18 protein-coding genes are annotated in these 18,160 nt (G+C 54.6%); 9 read left to right on the forward strand and 9 right to left on the reverse strand.

Annotated elements, in window-relative coordinates:
- Nucleotides 1-341 precede the first annotated feature (341 nt).
- The gene (locus C7534_RS27060) at nt 342-1,625 is read left to right on the forward strand and encodes a cystathionine gamma-synthase family protein (protein ID WP_109787613.1); all 1,284 of its coding nucleotides are present in this window, start codon (nt 342-344) and stop codon (nt 1,623-1,625) included.
- Between the two features lie 445 nt (nt 1,626-2,070).
- Here C7534_RS27060 and C7534_RS27070 read toward each other — a convergent pair whose 3' ends face one another.
- Entirely contained in the window at nt 2,071-2,877 is an 807-nt protein-coding gene (locus tag C7534_RS27070) for a helix-turn-helix transcriptional regulator (RefSeq protein WP_109787614.1), read from the reverse strand.
- A gap of 96 nt (nt 2,878-2,973) precedes the next feature.
- Between C7534_RS27070 and C7534_RS27075 the strand changes: the two genes are divergently transcribed.
- A complete protein-coding gene (locus C7534_RS27075; RefSeq protein WP_109787615.1) occupies nt 2,974-3,930 on the forward strand; it encodes a threonine dehydratase in 957 nt (318 codons plus the stop codon).
- Between the two features lie 489 nt (nt 3,931-4,419).
- Here C7534_RS27075 and radC read toward each other — a convergent pair whose 3' ends face one another.
- The 5 genes from radC to C7534_RS27100 all read right to left on the reverse strand — a co-directional run bounded on the left by radC (nt 4,420) and on the right by C7534_RS27100 (nt 8,452).
- Nucleotides 4,420-4,917, reverse strand: coding sequence for a RadC family protein (gene radC, locus C7534_RS27080; protein ID WP_109787616.1), 498 nt, complete (start codon nt 4,915-4,917; stop codon nt 4,420-4,422).
- 52 nt (nt 4,918-4,969) lie between these two features.
- A complete protein-coding gene (locus C7534_RS27085; RefSeq protein ID WP_109787617.1) occupies nt 4,970-5,890 on the reverse strand; it encodes a recombination directionality factor in 921 nt (306 codons plus the stop codon).
- 106 nt (nt 5,891-5,996) lie between these two features.
- Nucleotides 5,997-7,001 carry a YqaJ viral recombinase family nuclease gene (locus tag C7534_RS27090; RefSeq protein ID WP_109787618.1) on the reverse strand — a complete coding sequence of 335 codons (1,005 nt, stop codon included), beginning with the start codon at nt 6,999-7,001 and terminating at the stop codon, nt 5,997-5,999.
- An 81-nt stretch (nt 7,002-7,082) separates the two neighbouring features.
- Nucleotides 7,083-8,051, reverse strand: a complete 969-nt coding sequence (locus C7534_RS27095) for a DUF932 domain-containing protein (protein WP_109787619.1) — start codon at nt 8,049-8,051, stop codon at nt 7,083-7,085.
- 71 nt (nt 8,052-8,122) lie between these two features.
- Complete coding sequence (locus C7534_RS27100; RefSeq protein ID WP_109787620.1) at nt 8,123-8,452, reverse strand: hypothetical protein; 330 nt, start codon at nt 8,450-8,452, stop codon at nt 8,123-8,125.
- Nucleotides 8,453-9,143: 691 nt separating this feature from the next.
- Here C7534_RS27100 and C7534_RS27105 point away from each other — a divergent pair.
- The 4 genes from C7534_RS27105 (at nt 9,144) to C7534_RS27120 (ending at nt 12,335) form a co-directional block, all read left to right on the forward strand.
- Nucleotides 9,144-9,836, forward strand: coding sequence for a YagK/YfjJ domain-containing protein (locus C7534_RS27105; RefSeq protein ID WP_109787621.1), 693 nt, complete (start codon nt 9,144-9,146; stop codon nt 9,834-9,836).
- Nucleotides 9,837-9,919: 83 nt separating this feature from the next.
- Complete coding sequence (locus tag C7534_RS27110) at nt 9,920-10,330, forward strand: helix-turn-helix domain-containing protein (RefSeq protein WP_109787622.1); 411 nt, start codon at nt 9,920-9,922, stop codon at nt 10,328-10,330.
- A gap of 310 nt (nt 10,331-10,640) precedes the next feature.
- Nucleotides 10,641-10,844: a helix-turn-helix transcriptional regulator gene (locus tag C7534_RS27115; protein ID WP_228389621.1), complete on the forward strand. Its 204-nt coding sequence runs from the start codon at nt 10,641-10,643 to the stop codon at nt 10,842-10,844.
- A gap of 12 nt (nt 10,845-10,856) precedes the next feature.
- Nucleotides 10,857-12,335 carry a YfjI family protein gene (locus tag C7534_RS27120; RefSeq protein ID WP_109787623.1) on the forward strand — a complete coding sequence of 493 codons (1,479 nt, stop codon included), beginning with the start codon at nt 10,857-10,859 and terminating at the stop codon, nt 12,333-12,335.
- 177 nt (nt 12,336-12,512) lie between these two features.
- Here the strand turns inward: C7534_RS27120 and C7534_RS27125 are convergent, their stop codons facing one another.
- Nucleotides 12,513-13,520, reverse strand: coding sequence for a hypothetical protein (locus C7534_RS27125; RefSeq protein ID WP_146206198.1), 1,008 nt, complete (start codon nt 13,518-13,520; stop codon nt 12,513-12,515).
- A 554-nt stretch (nt 13,521-14,074) separates the two neighbouring features.
- Nucleotides 14,075-14,980, reverse strand: coding sequence for a hypothetical protein (locus C7534_RS27130; RefSeq protein WP_109787625.1), 906 nt, complete (start codon nt 14,978-14,980; stop codon nt 14,075-14,077).
- Between the two features lie 316 nt (nt 14,981-15,296).
- On the opposite strand from C7534_RS27130, the gene C7534_RS27135 reads away from it, so the two are divergent.
- Nucleotides 15,297-15,602 carry a DUF6388 family protein gene (locus C7534_RS27135; RefSeq protein ID WP_046031932.1) on the forward strand — a complete coding sequence of 102 codons (306 nt, stop codon included), beginning with the start codon at nt 15,297-15,299 and terminating at the stop codon, nt 15,600-15,602.
- Nucleotides 15,603-15,653: 51 nt separating this feature from the next.
- On the opposite strand, the gene nadC is transcribed toward C7534_RS27135, so the two are convergent.
- Complete coding sequence (nadC, locus tag C7534_RS27140) at nt 15,654-16,502, reverse strand: carboxylating nicotinate-nucleotide diphosphorylase (protein ID WP_109787626.1); 849 nt, start codon at nt 16,500-16,502, stop codon at nt 15,654-15,656.
- Nucleotides 16,503-16,741: 239 nt separating this feature from the next.
- Here nadC and ampD point away from each other — a divergent pair, with 239 nt between their 5' ends.
- Nucleotides 16,742-17,302: a 1,6-anhydro-N-acetylmuramyl-L-alanine amidase AmpD gene (gene ampD, locus C7534_RS27145; RefSeq protein WP_046031934.1), complete on the forward strand. Its 561-nt coding sequence runs from the start codon at nt 16,742-16,744 to the stop codon at nt 17,300-17,302.
- Nucleotides 17,299-18,135, forward strand: coding sequence for a regulatory signaling modulator protein AmpE (gene ampE / locus C7534_RS27150; RefSeq protein WP_046031935.1), 837 nt, complete (start codon nt 17,299-17,301; stop codon nt 18,133-18,135). Before ampD ends, ampE begins: the two co-directional genes overlap by 4 nt.
- Nucleotides 18,136-18,160 lie beyond the last annotated feature (25 nt).

Raw genomic sequence — 18,160 nt, forward strand, 5'->3', positions numbered from 1 at the left:
CATTCTGCTGCTACCGCTCAGGGAACGGGTCGATTACCGAAAGCGATACACCTTCCAAAACAACGTTCTATTGTTGGACGGCCATCGCCCAGAGGAATTCTAAGTACCTTCAGATCGCCACTCCAACCAAATACGCTTTCGCATATAGGGATTTAACGAAATCGACCGTTTTGGAGAATGATATTTCCCATTTCACGAAAAACCTGACAAAAATTGAAAAATTCATACTCCCCTTTCTGAATACACTCTTTCCATTACAAACAGGCTCAGAAACGATGCCGGCGAGGTTGGTACGTTTATGAGCGATGAGTCTTGATAGCAAACGCAGAAAGGGGTGGCTTATGTCTTATTCCAACTATCACAAAAAAACTATCGGAAGCCATGCGTTGCACCCTGAGACACTGATGATGTCTTATGGTTACGATCCGTTCCTCTCGGAAGGCGCAGTCAAACCACCGGTTTTCCTGACCTCCACCTTTGCATTTCGCTCGGCCGAGGAAGGTGCAGAATTCTTCGATGTCGTGTCAGGTCGTAAACCGACTCCGCAGGACTCATCAGCCGGCCTGGTCTACAGCCGTTTCAATCATCCCAACCTCGAAATCGTCGAAGATCGCCTCGCGCTGCTGGATGGCTCAGAAGCCGCCGCAATTACATCCAGTGGAATGTCCGCCATCAGTGCTGTTTTGTTTGCGTTCCTGCGCCCAGGGGATCAACTGATACAATCGGCGCCGCTGTACGGTGGTACTGAGACTCTGATTAGCAAGATTCTCTCGGTTTGGGGCATCGGTTCTCATGGTTTTGACGACGGCCTGTCCATGCAATCCATTGCAAATGCACTGGAAACTGCTGCCTGCAAGGGGCCAGTAAGGATTTGCTATATCGAGACTCCGGCTAACCCGACCAACTCACTGATCGACCTGGAAGGGTTGCGCAAGGAAATAGACGCTTTCGAAACGCGCCATAGCTACCGGCCAATCATTGTCTGCGATAACACCCTGCTCGGGCCTATCTTCCAGAAGCCAATTAAACACGGTGTTGACCTATGCGTATATTCGCTGACCAAGTATGTGGGTGGACACAGTGACCTTGTTGCCGGAGGCATCACGGGCACCAAAGAGCTGATCAGCAAAATACGCAGCGTTCGCAGCTCGTTCGGTTCGCAACTCGATCCGCATTCCTCATGGATGATCTCCCGCTCGATGGAAACGCTCGTCCTGCGCATGAAAGAGGCCGCAAGAACCGGCACCGTGATCGCTCGCTGGTTGGCCAGCAACCCCCACCAGAAAGTCGTCGTTCTGCATCCAGAGCTTATTGAGGATGGCAGCTATCAGGAGGTCTACCGCCGGCAATGCACGGGCCCTGGCTCAACCTTCTCGTTCGTACTGGACGGCGGTCGCGAACGGGCCTTCCGCTTTATCAACGCCCTGCATCTTTTCAAGTCGGCTGTCAGTCTCGGAGGCACTGAGTCCCTGGTTTGTCATCCAGCTTCGACCACACAATCGGGTGTGCCGCAGGCTCTGCGCAGTAAAGCAGGGGTGTCCGAGGGGTTGATCCGGATCTCGATTGGCCTCGAGCACGAGGAAGACCTGATCGCTGATCTGGATAATGCTCTGCGTCATTGCTGAGCATCTGAGGAAAACAATGAGAAGCTGAAAAAATAGGCTGACGGGGGACTGAGTCTGAACAGCAAATGGTAGATATCAATCCCCCGAAATACTGGGTTCGCTGGAGGTGTTTGATACGTCGACCTGTCCACCAGCACGAGACATAGTACTGCTGACTGTGGTCGGCTTGCTGGTGACAGTGGTCATACCTTCGGAATATGCCCGTTGACCCTGCGGGCGTGGGCCGCACAATGCGTCTCACCCAGATGGGAGAGTTGAAGATCATCCTTGCCCAAGAGGCCTTGGCGGATGCAGCTCCGCCGCGAGCAATAGCTCCAGCTCCAGCTCCAGCTCCAGCTCCGCAGATTGCGCAAATCCAACCCGCTGTACAACCTGCAACTCAGCCAGTCCGAAAGTCTACTAAGCACTAAAAACAGATCAAATACCCGCTCCAACAGAACCTCAACTATCTACGCAGCTGTGCCGGACTTACTCCAAGGCGTTGCCTGAACGTGGTCGCCATATGCGCCTGGGAGTTAAAGCCGCAGGTGTGGGCGATCTCCGCCAGTCTGGCTGTCGAGTCGCGCATCAGTGCACGGGCCTTGGCAAGGCGTCGGTCGATCAGGTAACTGTGCGGACTTTTGCCCGTTGCGTTCTTGAAGGCTCGAATGAAATAGCCTTCGGATAATCCCAGTAACCCCGCCATCGCCTGTATTCCCAACTGGCCGTCGAGGCCTGCATCGATGAACTCGTCGAGTAGACGCATCCGGCTACCGGTTATCGAACCTTGAGGGGGCGCCGACCATGTTTCGTTGTCCTGCGCCTGTTCAGCCAATGCGAGTGCCCAGACCTCCCAATCGTCCTCCACAGAGGCTTGTAACAGCGCGGCGCGCATGCGCAGCGCCAGGGTAATGGCCTGTGGATCAATGCGATTGTTGAATGCACGGTCTCCTGCCAATGCAACACCGTCGGTGCGCATGACCCGCAGGTATTCACCGCCCTTGGGGGATTCGGACAACACGTCACAACCTGCGGGGACGAATGCCAAACCATTGGGCGTGGCGTCGAAGGGATACACTCGGTCGCTGCCGATGGCGTGCAGGCCTCGCTGGCTATCGAAAGCAAAGCCGATCGTAGCCTGGGTTGCTACATATCGGGCCGCGTAAGCAGCGCCGGGTAGCAACTCGATCAACCATGGTCCGGCCTCGGCACGACGGACCGGTTCAGGAAGGAGCGGGGGCAGGAGGCGGTTTCGATGGCTCATGAACACCATAGTAATAAAGAGGGCACGCAAAAGTCAGGTCAGTTTTCTGAAAGCCGGCGTGAGGCGCCCGTGCCTAGACTGGGCAAAATCCACGGGAGACAACTCATGTACAGACTGACCCGCGACGATATCGAACAAGCGGCTTGCCATGTTTATCAGGTAATGCCTGCGACTCCCCAGTACGCCTGGCCTCTGCTGGCCGAGCGGTTGGGTTGCACTGTGTGGGTCAAACACGAAAACCATACACCTACCGGTGCTTTTAAAGTGCGTGGGGGCATTACCTTCATGCACTGGCTCAAACGCGCGCACCCGGACGCCAAGGGTATTGTCGCCGCTACCCGCGGCAACCACGGTCAGAGCCTGGCGCTGGCAGCGGGCGCGCTGGGTTTGAGAGCGATGATTGTAGTGCCGGAAGGTAATTCGGTAGAAAAGAACAATGCCATGCGCGGCTTAGGCGGCGAAGTGGTCGAGCGTGGGCGCGATTTTGATGAAGCCCGTGAAGAGGCCGCGCGCCTGGCGCAAGTGCATGGCCTCTATTTGGTTCCGCCGTTCCATGCCGAGTTGGTCAAAGGCGTGGCCACTTATGCGCTGGAACTGTTCAAGGCCGCGCCGAATCTGGATACCGTCTACGTACCGATTGGCTGTGGATCCGGGATTTGTGGGGTGATCGCCGCCCGCGATGCGTTGGGTCTGAAAACCCAAGTGGTGGGCGTGGTGTCCAGTGAGGCAGCGGCAGCCAAGTTGTCGTTTGAAGCGGGAGAAATCCTTGAAACCGCTACGGCGAATACCTTCGCTGACGGCTTGGCCGTGCGTAAACCGATTCCCGACGCCTTTGCCATCTACGGGACGGCTGCCGCACGCATCATATCCGTCAGCGAGGAGCAGATTGCCGAGGCCATGCGTGTGTATTACACCGACACCCACAACCTCGCGGAAGGGGCCGGTGCGGCGGCCTTGGCAGCGCTGATGCAGGAACGTGAAACGATGCTGGGAAGAAGGGTTGGGGTGATTCTATCCGGCGGGAATGTAGATCAATCGGTGTATGCAAGAGTGATTGAGTAAAAAGACCACGCCAGGGAGGGTGAGTAATTGCATGGACTTGACCACCCATTTGCATTCGACTTGACCAGTGCACATGAGCGCCATGACTGGCTAGACTCGACCTGTTGGCGCCGACGCCGAACTGACCCAGTTACCGAGATCTATCTGACCCAGTCTGATTCCTCGCGATCCATCGCCTTTGCTGGATTTGTGCCGATTTGGAGGAGGGGCTGTCTTGCGTCAGCATATGGGTCAATTCGGCGTCAGCGACAACATTTCAGTGCTCTAAACAGCGACTCCGGGTAGGGATTATCGTTGCTGACTCGCAGGATGCCCAGTTCGTAAATTTTCCTCAAAGTGGTAGGCGCCGGCGTGGACGCAGGCACTCAGGCTGAAATAGCCACGTATAGGCTGCTGATCGATGGCTAAAAAAATAAGTGATGGGGATTGTGCCGATGACCGCCCTAGCATCAGCCAAGGGCAGTCTATTCGACGATGTGAGCCTAGGCGTTACAGGTAACCTTGTTCGGCCAACGACACGCAACCTTCATGGCCCACCACTACATGATCCAATATTCGGGTGCCGATCATGTTGAGGGCGTTCTTGAGGGTGGTGGTCAGTATGCGATCGGCTTGGCTGGGCTCTGGGTCGCCGGAGGGATCGTTGTGAACCAGAATCACTGCCGCGGCGTTGTGATCCAGGGCGATTTTGACCACCTCCAGAGGGTACACGCTGGCACCATCCAGCGTGCCTCTGAACAGCTCCCGAAACCCGATAACCCTGTGTTTGGTATCGAGTAGTAACAGAGCAAAGACTTCGTACTCATGGTACTGCAGCAGTGTTTGCAGGTGGCTGAAGACCTCCTTCGGCTCTGTCAGTGCCCGGCCTTTAGACAGGCGACTCATTGCCAGTTGTTGCGCCATACGCAGGATGTCAGCTTCGCTGACAGGGGATTCCATTACGTAGGTGTTGGTCGTTTCACCTGCTTGGAGTTTGTGATATTTCATGCTGGTATTCCTGTTCGAATGAGGGAGCGCGCAAGGAAGGTTGAGAAGGGCATCACTGGGCCGAAGGCCTGCTGTGTTGCCGCGTGGCTTGCGACTCCAGCTTTTGGGCGAGCGAGGATTTCGCAGGCGCTGCCAGTTGGGTTAGGTGCTGTACAGTGCCGGGCTGATCTTCCAGGACGGGGAAAAACTCCTCGACGACGGCACCGGTGTCCTCCTCGCTGTCCTCGAAGGCCCCATTGTTAAAGCCCTGCTGGGCCGCGTGATCCAAGGCGCTCTGGTCAAAGCCGGAGGCTTGCCGGGCTTCGTCCAATTGCTTGGCTTCCAGCAAGGCGTCTTCTAGGCTCAGCCCGCTGCGCACTGTGATGTCCACGTAGAAGATCGGCGTGCCATGGCTCTGGCGGGTGGATTTGCCACGTAGACGCAGCTCCAGCGGCAGACAAGCCAGGCGATCGCCGGAGATGGCTTGTAGGTAGTGCAGACGTGCCGCCAGGGTGCGGATGCTGTTAAAGCCCGTGGTCCGAAAGACAAAGCTACCCAGCGGGTCATCGTCACCAATCACCACGTTCAGCCGTCCGTAAGGTTTGCAGGCATTGCCTTGAGCCAGTGAACAGCCATCGGGTGAAGGACAGGGCAACGATTGCATGCCGTCCTTGGTCAGACGCTTGCAGGTCTCACCATTGCCTACGCACAAAGGCCTGCCAGTGTTTCGGTCGAACAAGCTGTAGTCAGCGCGAAAGTTAAGATCCGGCTCGTTGAACAGCAGCCGAATCGGAATGCTGCGCAGCTTGCCGTCCTGGCCATTGCGAAGTTCTTCGTTAAGGGGATGCAGCAACCAGCCGTCGCGGTTTTGTACCTGCGAGGTAATGGTGAACTGATCATCTTTCTCCGGCAGACGTTTGCCGTTTTTCTCGACGACCTTGCCGATGGAAATGCGCCCGAGCACGGGCGGGGTGATAGCCAGACCTTTGAGCATGGGAGTTCTCCTGCATCTGAAATAAAAACGCCACCGAGACCGCGTAAACTGCCAGGGTGGAGTCGGAGAGAAAGGGCATGGGAATAAGGGAGAAGCGAGCAAACGTTCAGGCCAGCAGAAAACGCCGACTGCCGGTTTTTGTGGTTGCGTAGCGCACTTGCAGATAGGGTTTTTCTTTCAGTAGGCGTGGGATATCCAGGGCCATGCTGTCTTTGGCTTTCTTCCAGGTAATACAGCCGGTGGCGAAGGTCGCCCGGCTGGCCTCGCCCATGGCCTGTTGCAATGTTTGCTTGAGCTGGGCTTCCTGCTTCTCCTGCCGAGCAATCGACTCACGTACGCTCTGCAATGCGGTAAAGGTCGTACAGAGCTGCATGTCCTGGCTGAAGTCCACGCTCTGGCCACTGTCCTGTGGATAGAGGCAGCGCAACGCCTGCTCCGCTGAGGCAGATCCGTCTGCCGGCGGCGGGGTATCACTGACGACGTAATCCCAGAACAGCCGCTCCAAGTCGACCAGCCGAGCAATCAGTGAGTCGTCGCGTTCGATACGATGGGTTTCCAGGTGCTGACCACCGAGTAGTACCGCCACATCAGCGGCCTGCTTACCGGTGACGGCGAGCTGGTGCATGACTTGCAATTGCACATACTCGGGCACACCTTCTTTCCAGAGGCGTGCGCCGTTTATGCCGGCGGTTTTGCATTCGAGAATCTGCACGTCTGAGGCACCGATCACCTCACGGTCGATGTTGGCCAGCATCCAGGGAAGTTTGGGATCAGGATGCTGCAGCACCGCATTGACCCGCCGCACCCGGTGACCACTGCGCCGGGTGTAATGCGCTGCCACGATAGGCTCCAAAATGTTGCCCCAGTAAGCCGGGCTCTCCTCATCTTGCGGATCGAGCTTGGGCAGTGCGGTATCGCGGCCGGTTTTCTCCAGCCACAGTTCCAGCTGGGACTTGTAAGGGTTCAGGCCCACCGCAGCGGCGGCGTCCGAGCTGCCGATGCCCTGTTTACGTACGGCCAACCAGTCCTCGCGCGGCAGTTGTTTAGTCCCCACCAGACGTAAGGCAGGACGGGGTTTGCTGCTGGGTTGTTGCAGAGTTTGTGTGCCCATGATGTTTTCCTGTGCGGCATAAAAAACGCCCGGCCAGCAGAAGCTGACCAGGCGCTTTAATGATTAAGTAAGTGAGTGGAGCTAGGCGGCGAGTTGCAATGCAGCCTGCAGGGCGCGTTGTTTGATGACAGCCCCTTGGCCAAACCAGGCCGAGTCCATGCGGTATTCGGTACTTCGGGCACGCCGCTCGTGATCAACGTATTCGGTCACCGCATTGAGCAAACCCCAGGCGGTTCCTTGAGCCGATACCAGTGTGGCGCCACGTCCCTGACCTTCATACAGGCTCTGCACCTTGCGCAGCGCCCGCTCGTTAGGAAGTACTGCGGGTAACGGACTATTGGGGCTGGCATCACACAATACGTTCATGAAAAACCCCAAGGCCTCGTGCCATTGAACCTTGCGTTCAGACAGGATTCGCATGCGGTGCATGAAGTCGTCCCACTGGGAGACGGCTATACCTAACTGCTTCTTCACCACTTGCGGATCAAAGCGGGTGTTGTGCGGCACTTTGATTGCCCGGGTCGTTCCATCAAGAGCGATGGTCAACGTGTTGTTGCAGACCACTCGCACCGTGGTGGGGGTTGCGGTGGTGGCCAAGGTGCCGTCACAGGAAGTGGCCAGCAGCAGGTAACCATTGACCTGATCGTTGCCCTTCAAAGCAGTGGATTGGCCAGTACGGGCCAAGGCCCAGAACTTACGACCACCTTTCAATACTCCGGCGGTTTCCAGCTCGTAGCCGGAGACCTCGGTCAGATCCCGATAGAACTCTAGGACTTCACGCGGTTGTACGATTTGGTAGCGGTTGGAGACCACAGACAGCGCAGCTTTGGTGTCGGAGCGATACAGCACTTTTTGTTCCGGGAACGAGTGGATGGTGCCGAGATGACCGACAGCATCTGCCATGAAACGCACGGGCGATTCTTGAATCTTCCAGTCCATGCCTGCTTCACGCTGCCAGACTTCGAGCGGTTGTTGGGGCGACAGGCAACTGCCCAGGCCATGCCAGGGCGTTGCGCCAACGTAAGCCATTTGTTCGATGAGGTGAGCCATGGGAATGATTCCTTGCGAATGAAGGGAAAAGAGCGTCGTTTCATCAACAAGCGACGCCTGTTCACAACGGCTTAACGGTGGACGCTGAAGCTGTAACCACACTGCAGGCACTGGTAGTTGTTCAGCACCTTGTCATCCATCTGTGCGCCCAGCGTGGACCCGGCTATCCCGCCAGCCACGCCGCCAAACAGTCCCCCGAGAAGTGCACCAGCAATACTGCCAATGGCGATCCCTACTGGCCCGCCGACCACACCCAACACCGCACCAACTTCTGCGCCCGACAGGGCTCCGGCGGCACCACTGGCCGCGCCGCCCGCAGCACCAATCAACCCTCCTGCTTGTTTGCCAATATTTTTCGTAACGACACGTCCAGAGTTACAGCTGGGGCACGGGGTATACATATTCAGATCCTCTAAAGTGATGAGCTTGTTTGCCCAAAAGCAGGCGTATCCCCGACAGCATTAGATACCGTGGGGCGTTCATCGGAGTGATATAGGTCTGAGATTATTTTGATTGAACTCATATCGGTTGACTGCGCTACGGCAAAGCCGTGAAAAACCAGCCTTTTGGAACCCTCAACGACATGAATACGGCAGTGCTGTAAGTTTTTACAGGTCAGCGGTATGGGATGTCTAAATAACTAAAAGCGCTGATGGCACACAGCAATCGACTCATACGCTTTATTCTGAATGAAAAATGGAATCTTTTTAGAGTTGAATAAGTGGATATTCTTATTGTAGTTCTGGGGATTGAATTTTCACTGAGCCTATTTCTCGGGATTTTTTGCAGGTACGGCATTGCTGTTGTTACGGTTAAAGTAGTATGTATCTAGCACGCTCTGTAATTATGACTAATAATCAGCATAGTTGTCATTGAGTGTTGAGTCTTCCATAGCACTCACCTGATGGGTGTGTGCTGATAGATACCTACAAGCCTAGCTCGCCATAAGCAGCAATAACGTATGGCGTGACTACAAGTCAAAGCCCTTTGAAAGTTGTTATCAGCGTATAAGCCGAAGCAAGGTGCCGAATTGCACCTGGTGTTGTGTTCCTCCCGGTGGATCCTTAATGCACTGCCTACAGGAAATCGATCATGTTTCAGCATCAACCCAAACGTCATCCCAGCAATACTAGTCTGAAGTTACATTACGATAATAAATACCGTGGGTTTGCCGTGCAGCAGCAGTTGGCCCATGGTCCGTTGATTGAGAACTACCTAGAGCGTGGCTTGGAAACTTTGCTGCACTGTCTCTCGGTACAGTCCCGTACCTTAGTCTGTCGGGTGGATTTACGTTATCCCGTTGGGTTGATGCCTTCCGATGCGCTCATCAGTAACGAGGTGATGACTCGCTTCTTCTACCAGTTAAATAAGGAGTTGGCCTGGGCAGATACCAAATACTCGACTGAAATTCGCTATATCTGGTGTCGGGAGCGCAACAGCAGCGAGGCACCCCATTATCACCTCATGCTATTGCTCAACTACGACGCCATTGGAGGCTTAGGTAACTACGGGCCTAGCGCAGACGGCACTTACAGCAGGGATAACTTGTTTCATCGCGTCGTGCGCGCTTGGGCGTGGGCAATTGGGTGTGCTGCACACGACATGTCAGGGTTGGTGCATGCCTGCCAGGACAAACTCAGTGGCCAGGTTTATCAATGTCTGGAGCGGCGCTTTCCTGATTCACTCAAACAAGTGGTCTACGCCATGAGCTATTTGTGTAAGGAGTACAGCAAGTCACAGGAGCTGAGGCAGGGCTTTGCAGTGTTTACCACCAGCCGAATCTGAGTGCGGTCAGATAGGTGTTCAATGTGCCTATTGTATGGTGCGGCAATGCCGCACTGTTCCTCACCAGAAAAGGAGTCTTTCGCATGAGCTACAGCGAGCATTGGCGCCGTGAGTTTCTCACTCGGCACCCTGAGTATGAAAGTCAGTCACAGGTAAGTTCGCAAGAGGCAGTGCAGCCGCCTGCGCCTGTAAGTTTCGTATTTCCCTTATCTACTTTTACAACGGCTAACTCTGAATTCTCGAATCAACTTCCTCAGCAAGGGCCCAGGAGACAACATATTCCCACGCAGGACCGCTCGATATCTTCAGACATCCTCAGGCAAGTATGTTGTTTACGTCAACGACTGAAGCTAACCCAGCAGGACCTAGCCAAACAGTTGGGGATCAGCTCTCGCACGCTGCAGGACTGGGAGCAGGGGCGCCGACAGCCAAGCGGACCTGGTAGGGCCTTACTACTGCAATGGGTTGACCAGCAGGCGGCTCATGGCTGCTGAATTATTCAAGCGAAGGGTGCAGCCGAAAGGGGGGCTTGAGCGGATGTAGGGGGGAGTGCGGCTGCTATTTTTGCTACTAATAGCAAAAATAGCAGCCGCAGTGGACCCTGGCAGATTCGATGGGGTGAAATCGCCAAGCACAAAATGCACGGCGATGTCTATAGATCTGCTTAGGGGGATGTGGCGTTTAGCACCTTCGACGACTTGGGGTGGCAGGGGGTTTAAAGTCCTTTTCATCGAATCCGTAGTCGAAGAGGGTGTAGAAATGATCAAAGAAAACAGTAATAAACTAATGTTAAGAATTTTGCGTATGCGGCAGTTGCGAGAGCGTCTCGGGCTGAGTACGTCGACCATCTACGATCGCTTAAATCCAATGTCGCCCAGGTACGACTGCAGTTTTCCCCGGCCGATTAAGTTGGGGGCGTCAGCTGTAGGTTGGATTGAGGAAGATGTTTGTCGGTGGATTGAGTCCCGAATTGCAGAAAGCCGAAATGTTTACAGCGTGAATTCTTGAGAGGAGTGGTTTATGAGTTTTTCTAATGGTGTGTCAAGTTGGCTTCCTGTTCCAGGAGGAGCATTTCCAAGGTCTATGGCTTTGCCGATTATCGGGGGCGCAGTAGATGAAGCTGAGCGCAATATAATGGCCCCGCGAGCACTTATTTATTCAGCTGCATTACCAGCCATGGCGAATGCGGTTCAAGGTTTAATTGATGTCTGTAAACCAAATGGCCAAATCGGTCCGGTATCAATAATGGTGCTCACGGTGGCCAACTCTGGGGAGCGAAAGTCGACCGCAGAGAATGTATTTATGGGAGGCGTTCGGCGCTTTCAGGATGAGATGGATGTGATTTATCAATCAGAGCTCTCTGATTGGCGTGCGAAACAGTCGATCTGGGACGCTCGTCGAAAGGCTATCTTGAAAGAAACTCTACTATTGGATCAGTCGGAGGGGGGTGATCCGAATAAACAACTCATGGAGCATCAAGCCTGTGCGCCGATCAAGCCTAGACGCTTCAAGTTGCTGTACGAAGATGCTACCTCAGAGGCGTTGTTTCTTGGTTTGCACCAGAACATTCCAGTAGCTGGACTTATCTCCAGTGAGGGTGGTGGCGTGCTGACGGGTAAGGCATTCAATGACCTCTCAAAACAGAATGCGCTATGGAGCGGGGATACCATAACGGTTGATCGTGTGTCGGCTGAAAGTTATGAGGTCAGAGGACGGTTGACGGTATCGTTAATGGTTCAAGAAAGTTCCTTTTTTAGCTATATGGAGAAAAACGGTGAAAAATCACGTGGGTCTGGCTTGTGGGCTAGGTTTTTGGTTTGCAGTCCAGAGTCTACTCAGGGGACTCGGTTTATTACGGAAGGCGCCGCGCGCTGGGATTGTTGTGACAGGTTTTCTGAGCGCGTCGGCGAGATCCTTAAAAGCAGTGTTGAGTTTCTAGCTGACCCCAAGAAGCCGAAGTTGGTGGTTAGGTTTTCTCAGGCGGCGATTCACCGGTGGGTCAGTATTTTTAATGGCGTGGAGGCGCAGATTAAGCCGGGAGGGCGATATTTTGGTATGGGGGATCATGCTTCCAAGTTGGCAGATAATATCGCCAGGGTTGCTGCTATATTTCATTTCTTCGAGAAAAAAGATGGAGACATAGCTGTGGAAACCTTGGAGGCAGCTATCGATGTTTGCTTTTGGTACTCCGATGAGTTTTTACGGATGTTTTCATTGCCACCTCAAGACGAAGCCGATGCTCTGGAATTGGATGATTGGTTGCAATTAAAGCGTGAGTCCGGTGAGCGGTATGTGGCAAAAAACTTAGTTCTGCAAAAGGGACCTGGTCATTTGCGAAAAGTGAAGCGTCTAGATCCTGCTATTGAGGTACTCGTAGCTCAGGGGAAGGTGTTGATGTGTAAATTTGAAAATGTCACATACCTTGATCTTTTTCCTGAACGCTCCATGAGCAACATGAATACTAGATGTGTTCTTTCCCCTTTGAAGACTTCAATTTAGGGGTGTGGTATGCAGAGGGCCTGATGGTGCCGTGTAGCGCTAAGCTATGTTAGCGCGCTCAGCCATGAGGAAATAATCCGCAATCGTCAGCCATTACTGGGCGATCGTATGCCTGTTGCTACTTGTGAATTGAGAACGTCACCGTCACGGTGGCGTTTTCATTTAGATTAATATCGCTCATTGGGCGTTTTGAATGACGTCATTTACAGACCGGGCCTCTGTTAGCCGCTCTAGGTAGATTTGCAGTTGATCCATATCGCCAGTGGTCTCCAGCGTTTCAATTGCTGACCTCGGCAGCGCTCCAAAGCGCTGTTTAAGTTGCAAAGCTAACGCTGTTCTCACACCCTCAATCCGGCCTGTGGTACGTGCTGCGTCGACATCCATCTGGCGCGACTCTTCCGTGTCTCGCGAGGGAAATGAATGACGCAGGATATGCCCGAGTCTTTCGCGGTCTGTCTGCCGTCGGTTGCTGCGTTTACCGATGTTGGCAAAGTCGAACAGAAGTTCGCGGACCTCATGCTTCAAATCGTCGATATTCGTGATATCAAGCATTTCGAATTCGCGGTTCGCTTTGTAAATGCGCGTAGCCATCGTATCGGCGACTTCAGTCTTATTACTATTCGCGAGGACAGGTTTGTTGTAGAGCATGCCTTTGACCATGGTGCGAATAAGCTGGGAAGTCATCTTGCTGGAGGGTTGCTTGTTTTTGGCGTGACCTCCTTGGGCCGCGCGTACACCATAGTGTTTGCCCTCTAGGTTCTTGAGTACTTCTAGCATCGCCAGGTGCCGATTGGCCAGCATCAAGGCCGTGATCATATCCTGCAAGTAATGCTCATAGGCGGCGGTTGGGGCCGGCGTACTCTGTGGTGGCATCTGTTTGTCGTGGATAAACTGCACATAGACTGCTTGACGCAGGGCCGTCTCGGCATGTTCGACCAACTGTTCTTCAATCGCGACTTGGCCCTGCCGGATAGTCAGGTCGACCTGTTTATCCTGGCGAGGTTGTATCTCAAAACTTCTCATCCTTTCATACAGCGACTGCAATTGTTGATTTCGTGCGGGGGGAGGGGTGCCTAGCTGATTGAACACGCTCTCTACGACATTTCCAGCTTGAGTGAGCAGCATTGCCAGCGTGCCTACGTTCGGTCTTTCTGGGCTAGTCTGGCTGTAATTGCGGAATGACACGGGCACATCCCTATCCTGGATATTGAAGCGACAGGGTAGCAGCGATGCTCAGATTGCGGTGCGTTTCAGTGCGCGTGCTTCAGGCATGTTTTCGTAAGGGCGACTATCGACATCTATCCAATCCAAGTAGTGGTAGCGCATTGCTAGAGCGCTTCCAGCCCTATGCTGTTTCTACCGCTGGTCATCAGTGAGAGTTTGCAGTGGTTGATTGGGGGTCAAGTAGTGAGCCCATTCGCTCATCAGGGCGCGTCGTTTATCTAAAAAATCAGTGCGAGAGTAAGCGCCTTCTGTTTGGTCGCGCTCGTCGTGAGTGAGTGCCATTTCACAAGCTTTGCGAGGGTAGCCCCTACGCCACGTCTACGAGCGCGTAGCCATGCCATGTGTGTCTCAGTATTCCATCGTGAGTGAAGCGAACCTCACCCCTCGGGTTGGCTCAGCTTCACTTAAATAGTACATTTAATAGTACATCTATCGGTTGCTATGCAGTGGGTCGCCAGTAAATACGGCATGTTATTGGTCGTATGCGATTCCTGTCTCGGGCACCATTCCCCCGTTTATTTCACCTTTCTGCTCAGATCATCCACCTCGCGTTTGAGCTGATTCAGTTGATTGTCTTGATCGCTGACTTCCCGCTTCAGGCTGGACAGGTCGCTGGAGCTTGAGCTGGAACTCGATCCAGCACTGCGCTTGAGGTCTTCGACCTGGCTGGCGAGTCTTTTGAGGTCATTATCCTGTTCGTCGACTGAGCGCTTGAGACTGGCCACTTCGCTGGAACTGGAACTGGAGCTGGAGCTCGAACTGCTGCTGCGTTTGAGGTCGTCCATCTGACTGGCGAGCTTTTTCAGGTTGTTATCCTGCTCGCTGACGTTGCGTTTGAGATCAGAAACTTCGCTGGAGCTAGAGCTGGAACTCTGGCCACTGTTGCGCTTGAGCTCGTCCAACTGCTTGGCCATGGCGACCAGGCCGTTTTGCTGTTCGCTGACGGTACGCTTGAGGTCCGTCATTTCGCTGGTGTTGGTGCTGGAGCTCGAACCGCTGTTGCGTTTGAGTTCGTCCATTGCCTTGGCGAGATTTTTCAGGCCGGTTTCGTGTTCGCCGAGGGTACGCTTGAGGTTGGTCACTTCGCTGGCGTTGGAGCTGGAACTGGAGCCGTTGTTACGCTTGAGCTCTTCGATGAGGCGCGCTTGTTCACTGACGGTTTTCTTCAGCTCTTCCAGATCAGCCGTATTGGTTTTTATGGTTCTTTGTAATTTCTCCACATCCTCGGTACTGACGCTGGATCTGACCATCACGTCTTTGCCGTAATAGTTGTGGAAAGCGAGAAATTTATCGGAAGTCGAAGCGCTGTCGGTGTTGTACTCCAAGGCTTGAGCGGTATTTGACAGCGCCAGGCTGCCAAGAAGAAGGGCAGCCGTGCCAGCAGAGAGAAGGGCAGACGAACATTTGGTAAGACCGGACATCACTAGGGTTCCTTGTGAAGTGCTTATATGGCACATCGCTATGACTTTACCTTTTACGTGTTGTTCCTGCGACGCGAGACAAAATTTTCAGAAAGGTTCCTCCAGTCTTTTTTTGTAGATTTGATGTAAAAGTCCATATAAATCGGCAAGCAAACGTCCTATATTCGAAGCTTGCACAAGCACCGCTTTGCAGTTTTCAGATGATCCCCGAATGGTTCTGAAGGCCAGATAAACCGGGCTTCAACCGGTTTTTTGCGTCAGAGAGATCCTTGATGATCCAGATCCATCTTCCATTCCCCAGATCAGCGAGAACGACATGACCGTTAAAGAATTGACCCAGGAAGCCAGGCACGCAGAAGCGCTGAAGAAGTACGTGCTGGACGCGCCTGAATTGATGGACGAAATCAAAGACCTGCCCGCCGATGATCAGAAAGACCAGATCCAGTGGGCGTTCGAGGACGAGGCCGAGGCCCAGGGCTTGCAGCCGTGGGAATTGACGCTCAAGTACACTTCGACCCCGGAAGAGTACGAGGCTGCACGCCTGGCACTGCACAAGGAGGCGGCCGAGGTGTTGGGCGTTGAGTGGGAAGAGTACTGCGAGATGAACAATCTGGTGGTCTGACAAAAACGCCAGCCTGAACAAGGCTGGCGTTTTTCGTTCTACAAGGCTCGATCAGAGGCTTAACCGCATCGACAGATCGACAGCCTTCACGTCCTTGGTCATCGCGCCAATCGAGATGTAATCCACCCCGGTTTCGGCGATGGGCAGCAGCGTGCTTTCGTTGATCCCGCCACTGGCTTCCAGTTTTGCCTTGCCTGCGTTCAGACGCACGGCTTCGCGCATGTCATCCAGGCTCAATTCATCGAGCATGATGATGTCGGCACCCGCCGCCAGCGCTTCTTTGAGCTCATCCAGGCTTTCCACTTCGATCTCCACCGGTTTACCCGGTGCAATCTTGTGGGCGGCGTTAATGGCTTCCGGGATGCCACCGCTGGCAGCGATATGGTTTTCCTTGATCAGGAAGGCGTCGTAAAGGCCGATACGATGGTTATGGCAACCGCCGCAGGTGACGGCGTACTTTTGCGCCAGACGCAAGCCAGGCAGGGTTTTTCGGGTGTCGAGCAGCTTCACTTGAGTATTGGCGACAAAGTCCGCCAGGTATTGCGCACGCGTGGCCACGCCCGACAGCATTTGCAGGAAGTTCAGCGCGCTGCGTTCGCCGGTGAGCAGTGAGCGCGCCGGACCTTCCAGGTGGAACAGAATCTGATTGGGTATTACCCGCTCGCCATCCTTGACCTGCCAATGCACCGCAACCCGCGGGTCCAGTTGCCGGAACACAGCATCGACCCACGCCGTGCCGGCAATGACGGCGGCATCACGGGTGATGATGGTGGCTTTTGCCAGGCGCTCGGCCGGGATCAACTGTGCGGTGATATCGCCGCTGCCGATGTCTTCACGCAACGCACGGCGTACGTTGGCTTCGATTTCGGCAGTCAAATCGGCGAGGCGTAGATTCGGCATAACGGACTCCACAAACAAAGTGCCCCGATTATAGGGCCATGGCACGAATCAACCCAAGGTGTCCGAGGTGTTCCGTTGACGCTGAGGGCTGCAATTGGTCGATTCGCTGGCTAAGTCGATGCCCGCCTGCAGCGTCTATTTCAGTGCGAAGCGCCGACTCAATGGCGGCAAGTGATCGCGTCCCGAGGGGCTATCGCGGCATACTGAGCGCCAACACAGACTTCGTTGAAGGAACCTGTATGCAGTTGGACCTCGCGAGCGGTTGGTGTCAGGACGTGCATGTATGCCTCTCACCCAACCACAATGCGCGCCCCTCGGGCGAAATTTCCCTGCTGGTGATCCACAACATCAGCTTGCCGCCTGCGCAGTTCGCCACTGGCAAAGTGCAGGAATTCTTCCAGAATCGTCTGGATGTCACGGAGCATCCTTATTTTGAAGGCATTGCTGACTTGCGGGTGTCGGCCCACTTTCTGATTGAGCGTGACGGTACTGTCACTCAGTTTGTCTCTTGTCTTGATCGGGCTTGGCATGCTGGTGTTTCAAGTTTCGAGGGCCGGGAAACCTGTAACGATTTTTCCGTGGGCATCGAGCTCGAAGGCACGGATGATCTGCCGTTCACTGATGCTCAATATCACGCGCTGACAGCTTTGACCCGCCAACTGCAAAGTGCTTATCCCGGCATCACCGCGCAGCGTATTTGCGGACATAGCGACATTGCACCGGGGCGCAAGACCGATCCAGGACCCGCGTTCGACTGGGCACGCTATCGCGCAGCCCTGGCAAAAGAGGAAGGACAATGAGTTTTCTGGTGTTGCTGTTGGCGGTATGGATCGAGAAATTCTCGGCCCTGCGTCATCGGGTCCAGCGTGATGGCGGTTGGGTGCGCGAGCTGAACAAGCTTGAGGTCACGCCACGTCTGATCGACCGGCCATGGTTGATATTGGTCATCCTGGTGTTGTTGCCGGTCGCGCTGCTGGGCTTGCTGCTGGTGGTGCTGGATCCGGTGGCTTACGGTCTGCTGGCGTTACCGGTGCATTTGCTGGTGGTGATTTACAGCCTGGGACGCGGTGACTTGCTGGCCGGTCTCGGTCCGTTTCGCGATGCCTGGCGCCGCGAAGACCTGCAAGCTGCCGCGCATGTGGCCAAACGGGACCTGGATATTTGCGCCGACAGCGGCGAGCAATTGCTGGAGCGGGTCGAAGCGCACTTGCTGTGGGAGGCCTACCAGAGTTTCTTTGCGGTGATTTTCTGGTACTTCCTGCTCGGACCGGTCGCGGCCCTGAGTTATCGCCTGTTGGCGCTGGCCGAAGAGCATGGGCAGAACCCGGGCGTGGTCGAACGCGCGGCACAATTGCGTCATGCCTTTGATTGGGTACCGGTGCGGTTGCTGGCGGCGAGTTTTTCGCTGGTCGGCAATTTTGTCGCCGTTAGTCGGGTGATGTTGCATGAGTTGCTGAACTGGAACATCAGCGCCGCCCAGTTGATCGAGAAGGTTGGGCTGGTGGCCGGTGAAATTCCTGCACCGGTCGTCGGGCCGGATGGCATCAACAATCTGGACCGGATCTGGGAGTTGCTATTGCGCGCGGCAGTGCTCTGGTACGCCGGTTTCGCGCTGTGGACCGTCCTGCCGTAACCCATCGATGCCTGTAGCAGCTGGC

This window comes from Pseudomonas sp. OV226 (assembly GCF_003148705.1).
Taxonomy (GTDB): domain Bacteria; phylum Pseudomonadota; class Gammaproteobacteria; order Pseudomonadales; family Pseudomonadaceae; genus Aquipseudomonas.

Coding starts and splice junctions, on each gene's coding strand:
- C7534_RS27120 (WP_109787623.1), top strand. CDS start 10,857: ATGAGTTTTTCTAATGGTGTGTCAAGTTGGCTTCCTGTTCCAGGAGGA.
- C7534_RS27100 (WP_109787620.1), bottom strand. CDS start 8,452: ATGTATACCCCGTGCCCCAGCTGTAACTCTGGACGTGTCGTTACGAAA.
- ampD (WP_046031934.1), top strand. CDS start 16,742: ATGCAGTTGGACCTCGCGAGCGGTTGGTGTCAGGACGTGCATGTATGC.
- C7534_RS27075 (WP_109787615.1), top strand. CDS start 2,974: ATGTACAGACTGACCCGCGACGATATCGAACAAGCGGCTTGCCATGTT.
- ampE (WP_046031935.1), top strand. CDS start 17,299: ATGAGTTTTCTGGTGTTGCTGTTGGCGGTATGGATCGAGAAATTCTCG.
- C7534_RS27070 (WP_109787614.1), bottom strand. CDS start 2,877: ATGGTGTTCATGAGCCATCGAAACCGCCTCCTGCCCCCGCTCCTTCCT.
- radC (WP_109787616.1), bottom strand. CDS start 4,917: ATGAAATATCACAAACTCCAAGCAGGTGAAACGACCAACACCTACGTA.
- C7534_RS27090 (WP_109787618.1), bottom strand. CDS start 7,001: ATGGGCACACAAACTCTGCAACAACCCAGCAGCAAACCCCGTCCTGCC.
- C7534_RS27105 (WP_109787621.1), top strand. CDS start 9,144: ATGTTTCAGCATCAACCCAAACGTCATCCCAGCAATACTAGTCTGAAG.
- nadC (WP_109787626.1), bottom strand. CDS start 16,502: ATGCCGAATCTACGCCTCGCCGATTTGACTGCCGAAATCGAAGCCAAC.
- C7534_RS27095 (WP_109787619.1), bottom strand. CDS start 8,051: ATGGCTCACCTCATCGAACAAATGGCTTACGTTGGCGCAACGCCCTGG.
- C7534_RS27110 (WP_109787622.1), top strand. CDS start 9,920: ATGAGCTACAGCGAGCATTGGCGCCGTGAGTTTCTCACTCGGCACCCT.
- C7534_RS27130 (WP_109787625.1), bottom strand. CDS start 14,980: ATGTCCGGTCTTACCAAATGTTCGTCTGCCCTTCTCTCTGCTGGCACG.
- C7534_RS27060 (WP_109787613.1), top strand. CDS start 342: ATGTCTTATTCCAACTATCACAAAAAAACTATCGGAAGCCATGCGTTG.
- C7534_RS27085 (WP_109787617.1), bottom strand. CDS start 5,890: ATGCTCAAAGGTCTGGCTATCACCCCGCCCGTGCTCGGGCGCATTTCC.
- C7534_RS27135 (WP_046031932.1), top strand. CDS start 15,297: ATGACCGTTAAAGAATTGACCCAGGAAGCCAGGCACGCAGAAGCGCTG.
- C7534_RS27115 (WP_228389621.1), top strand. CDS start 10,641: ATGCGGCAGTTGCGAGAGCGTCTCGGGCTGAGTACGTCGACCATCTAC.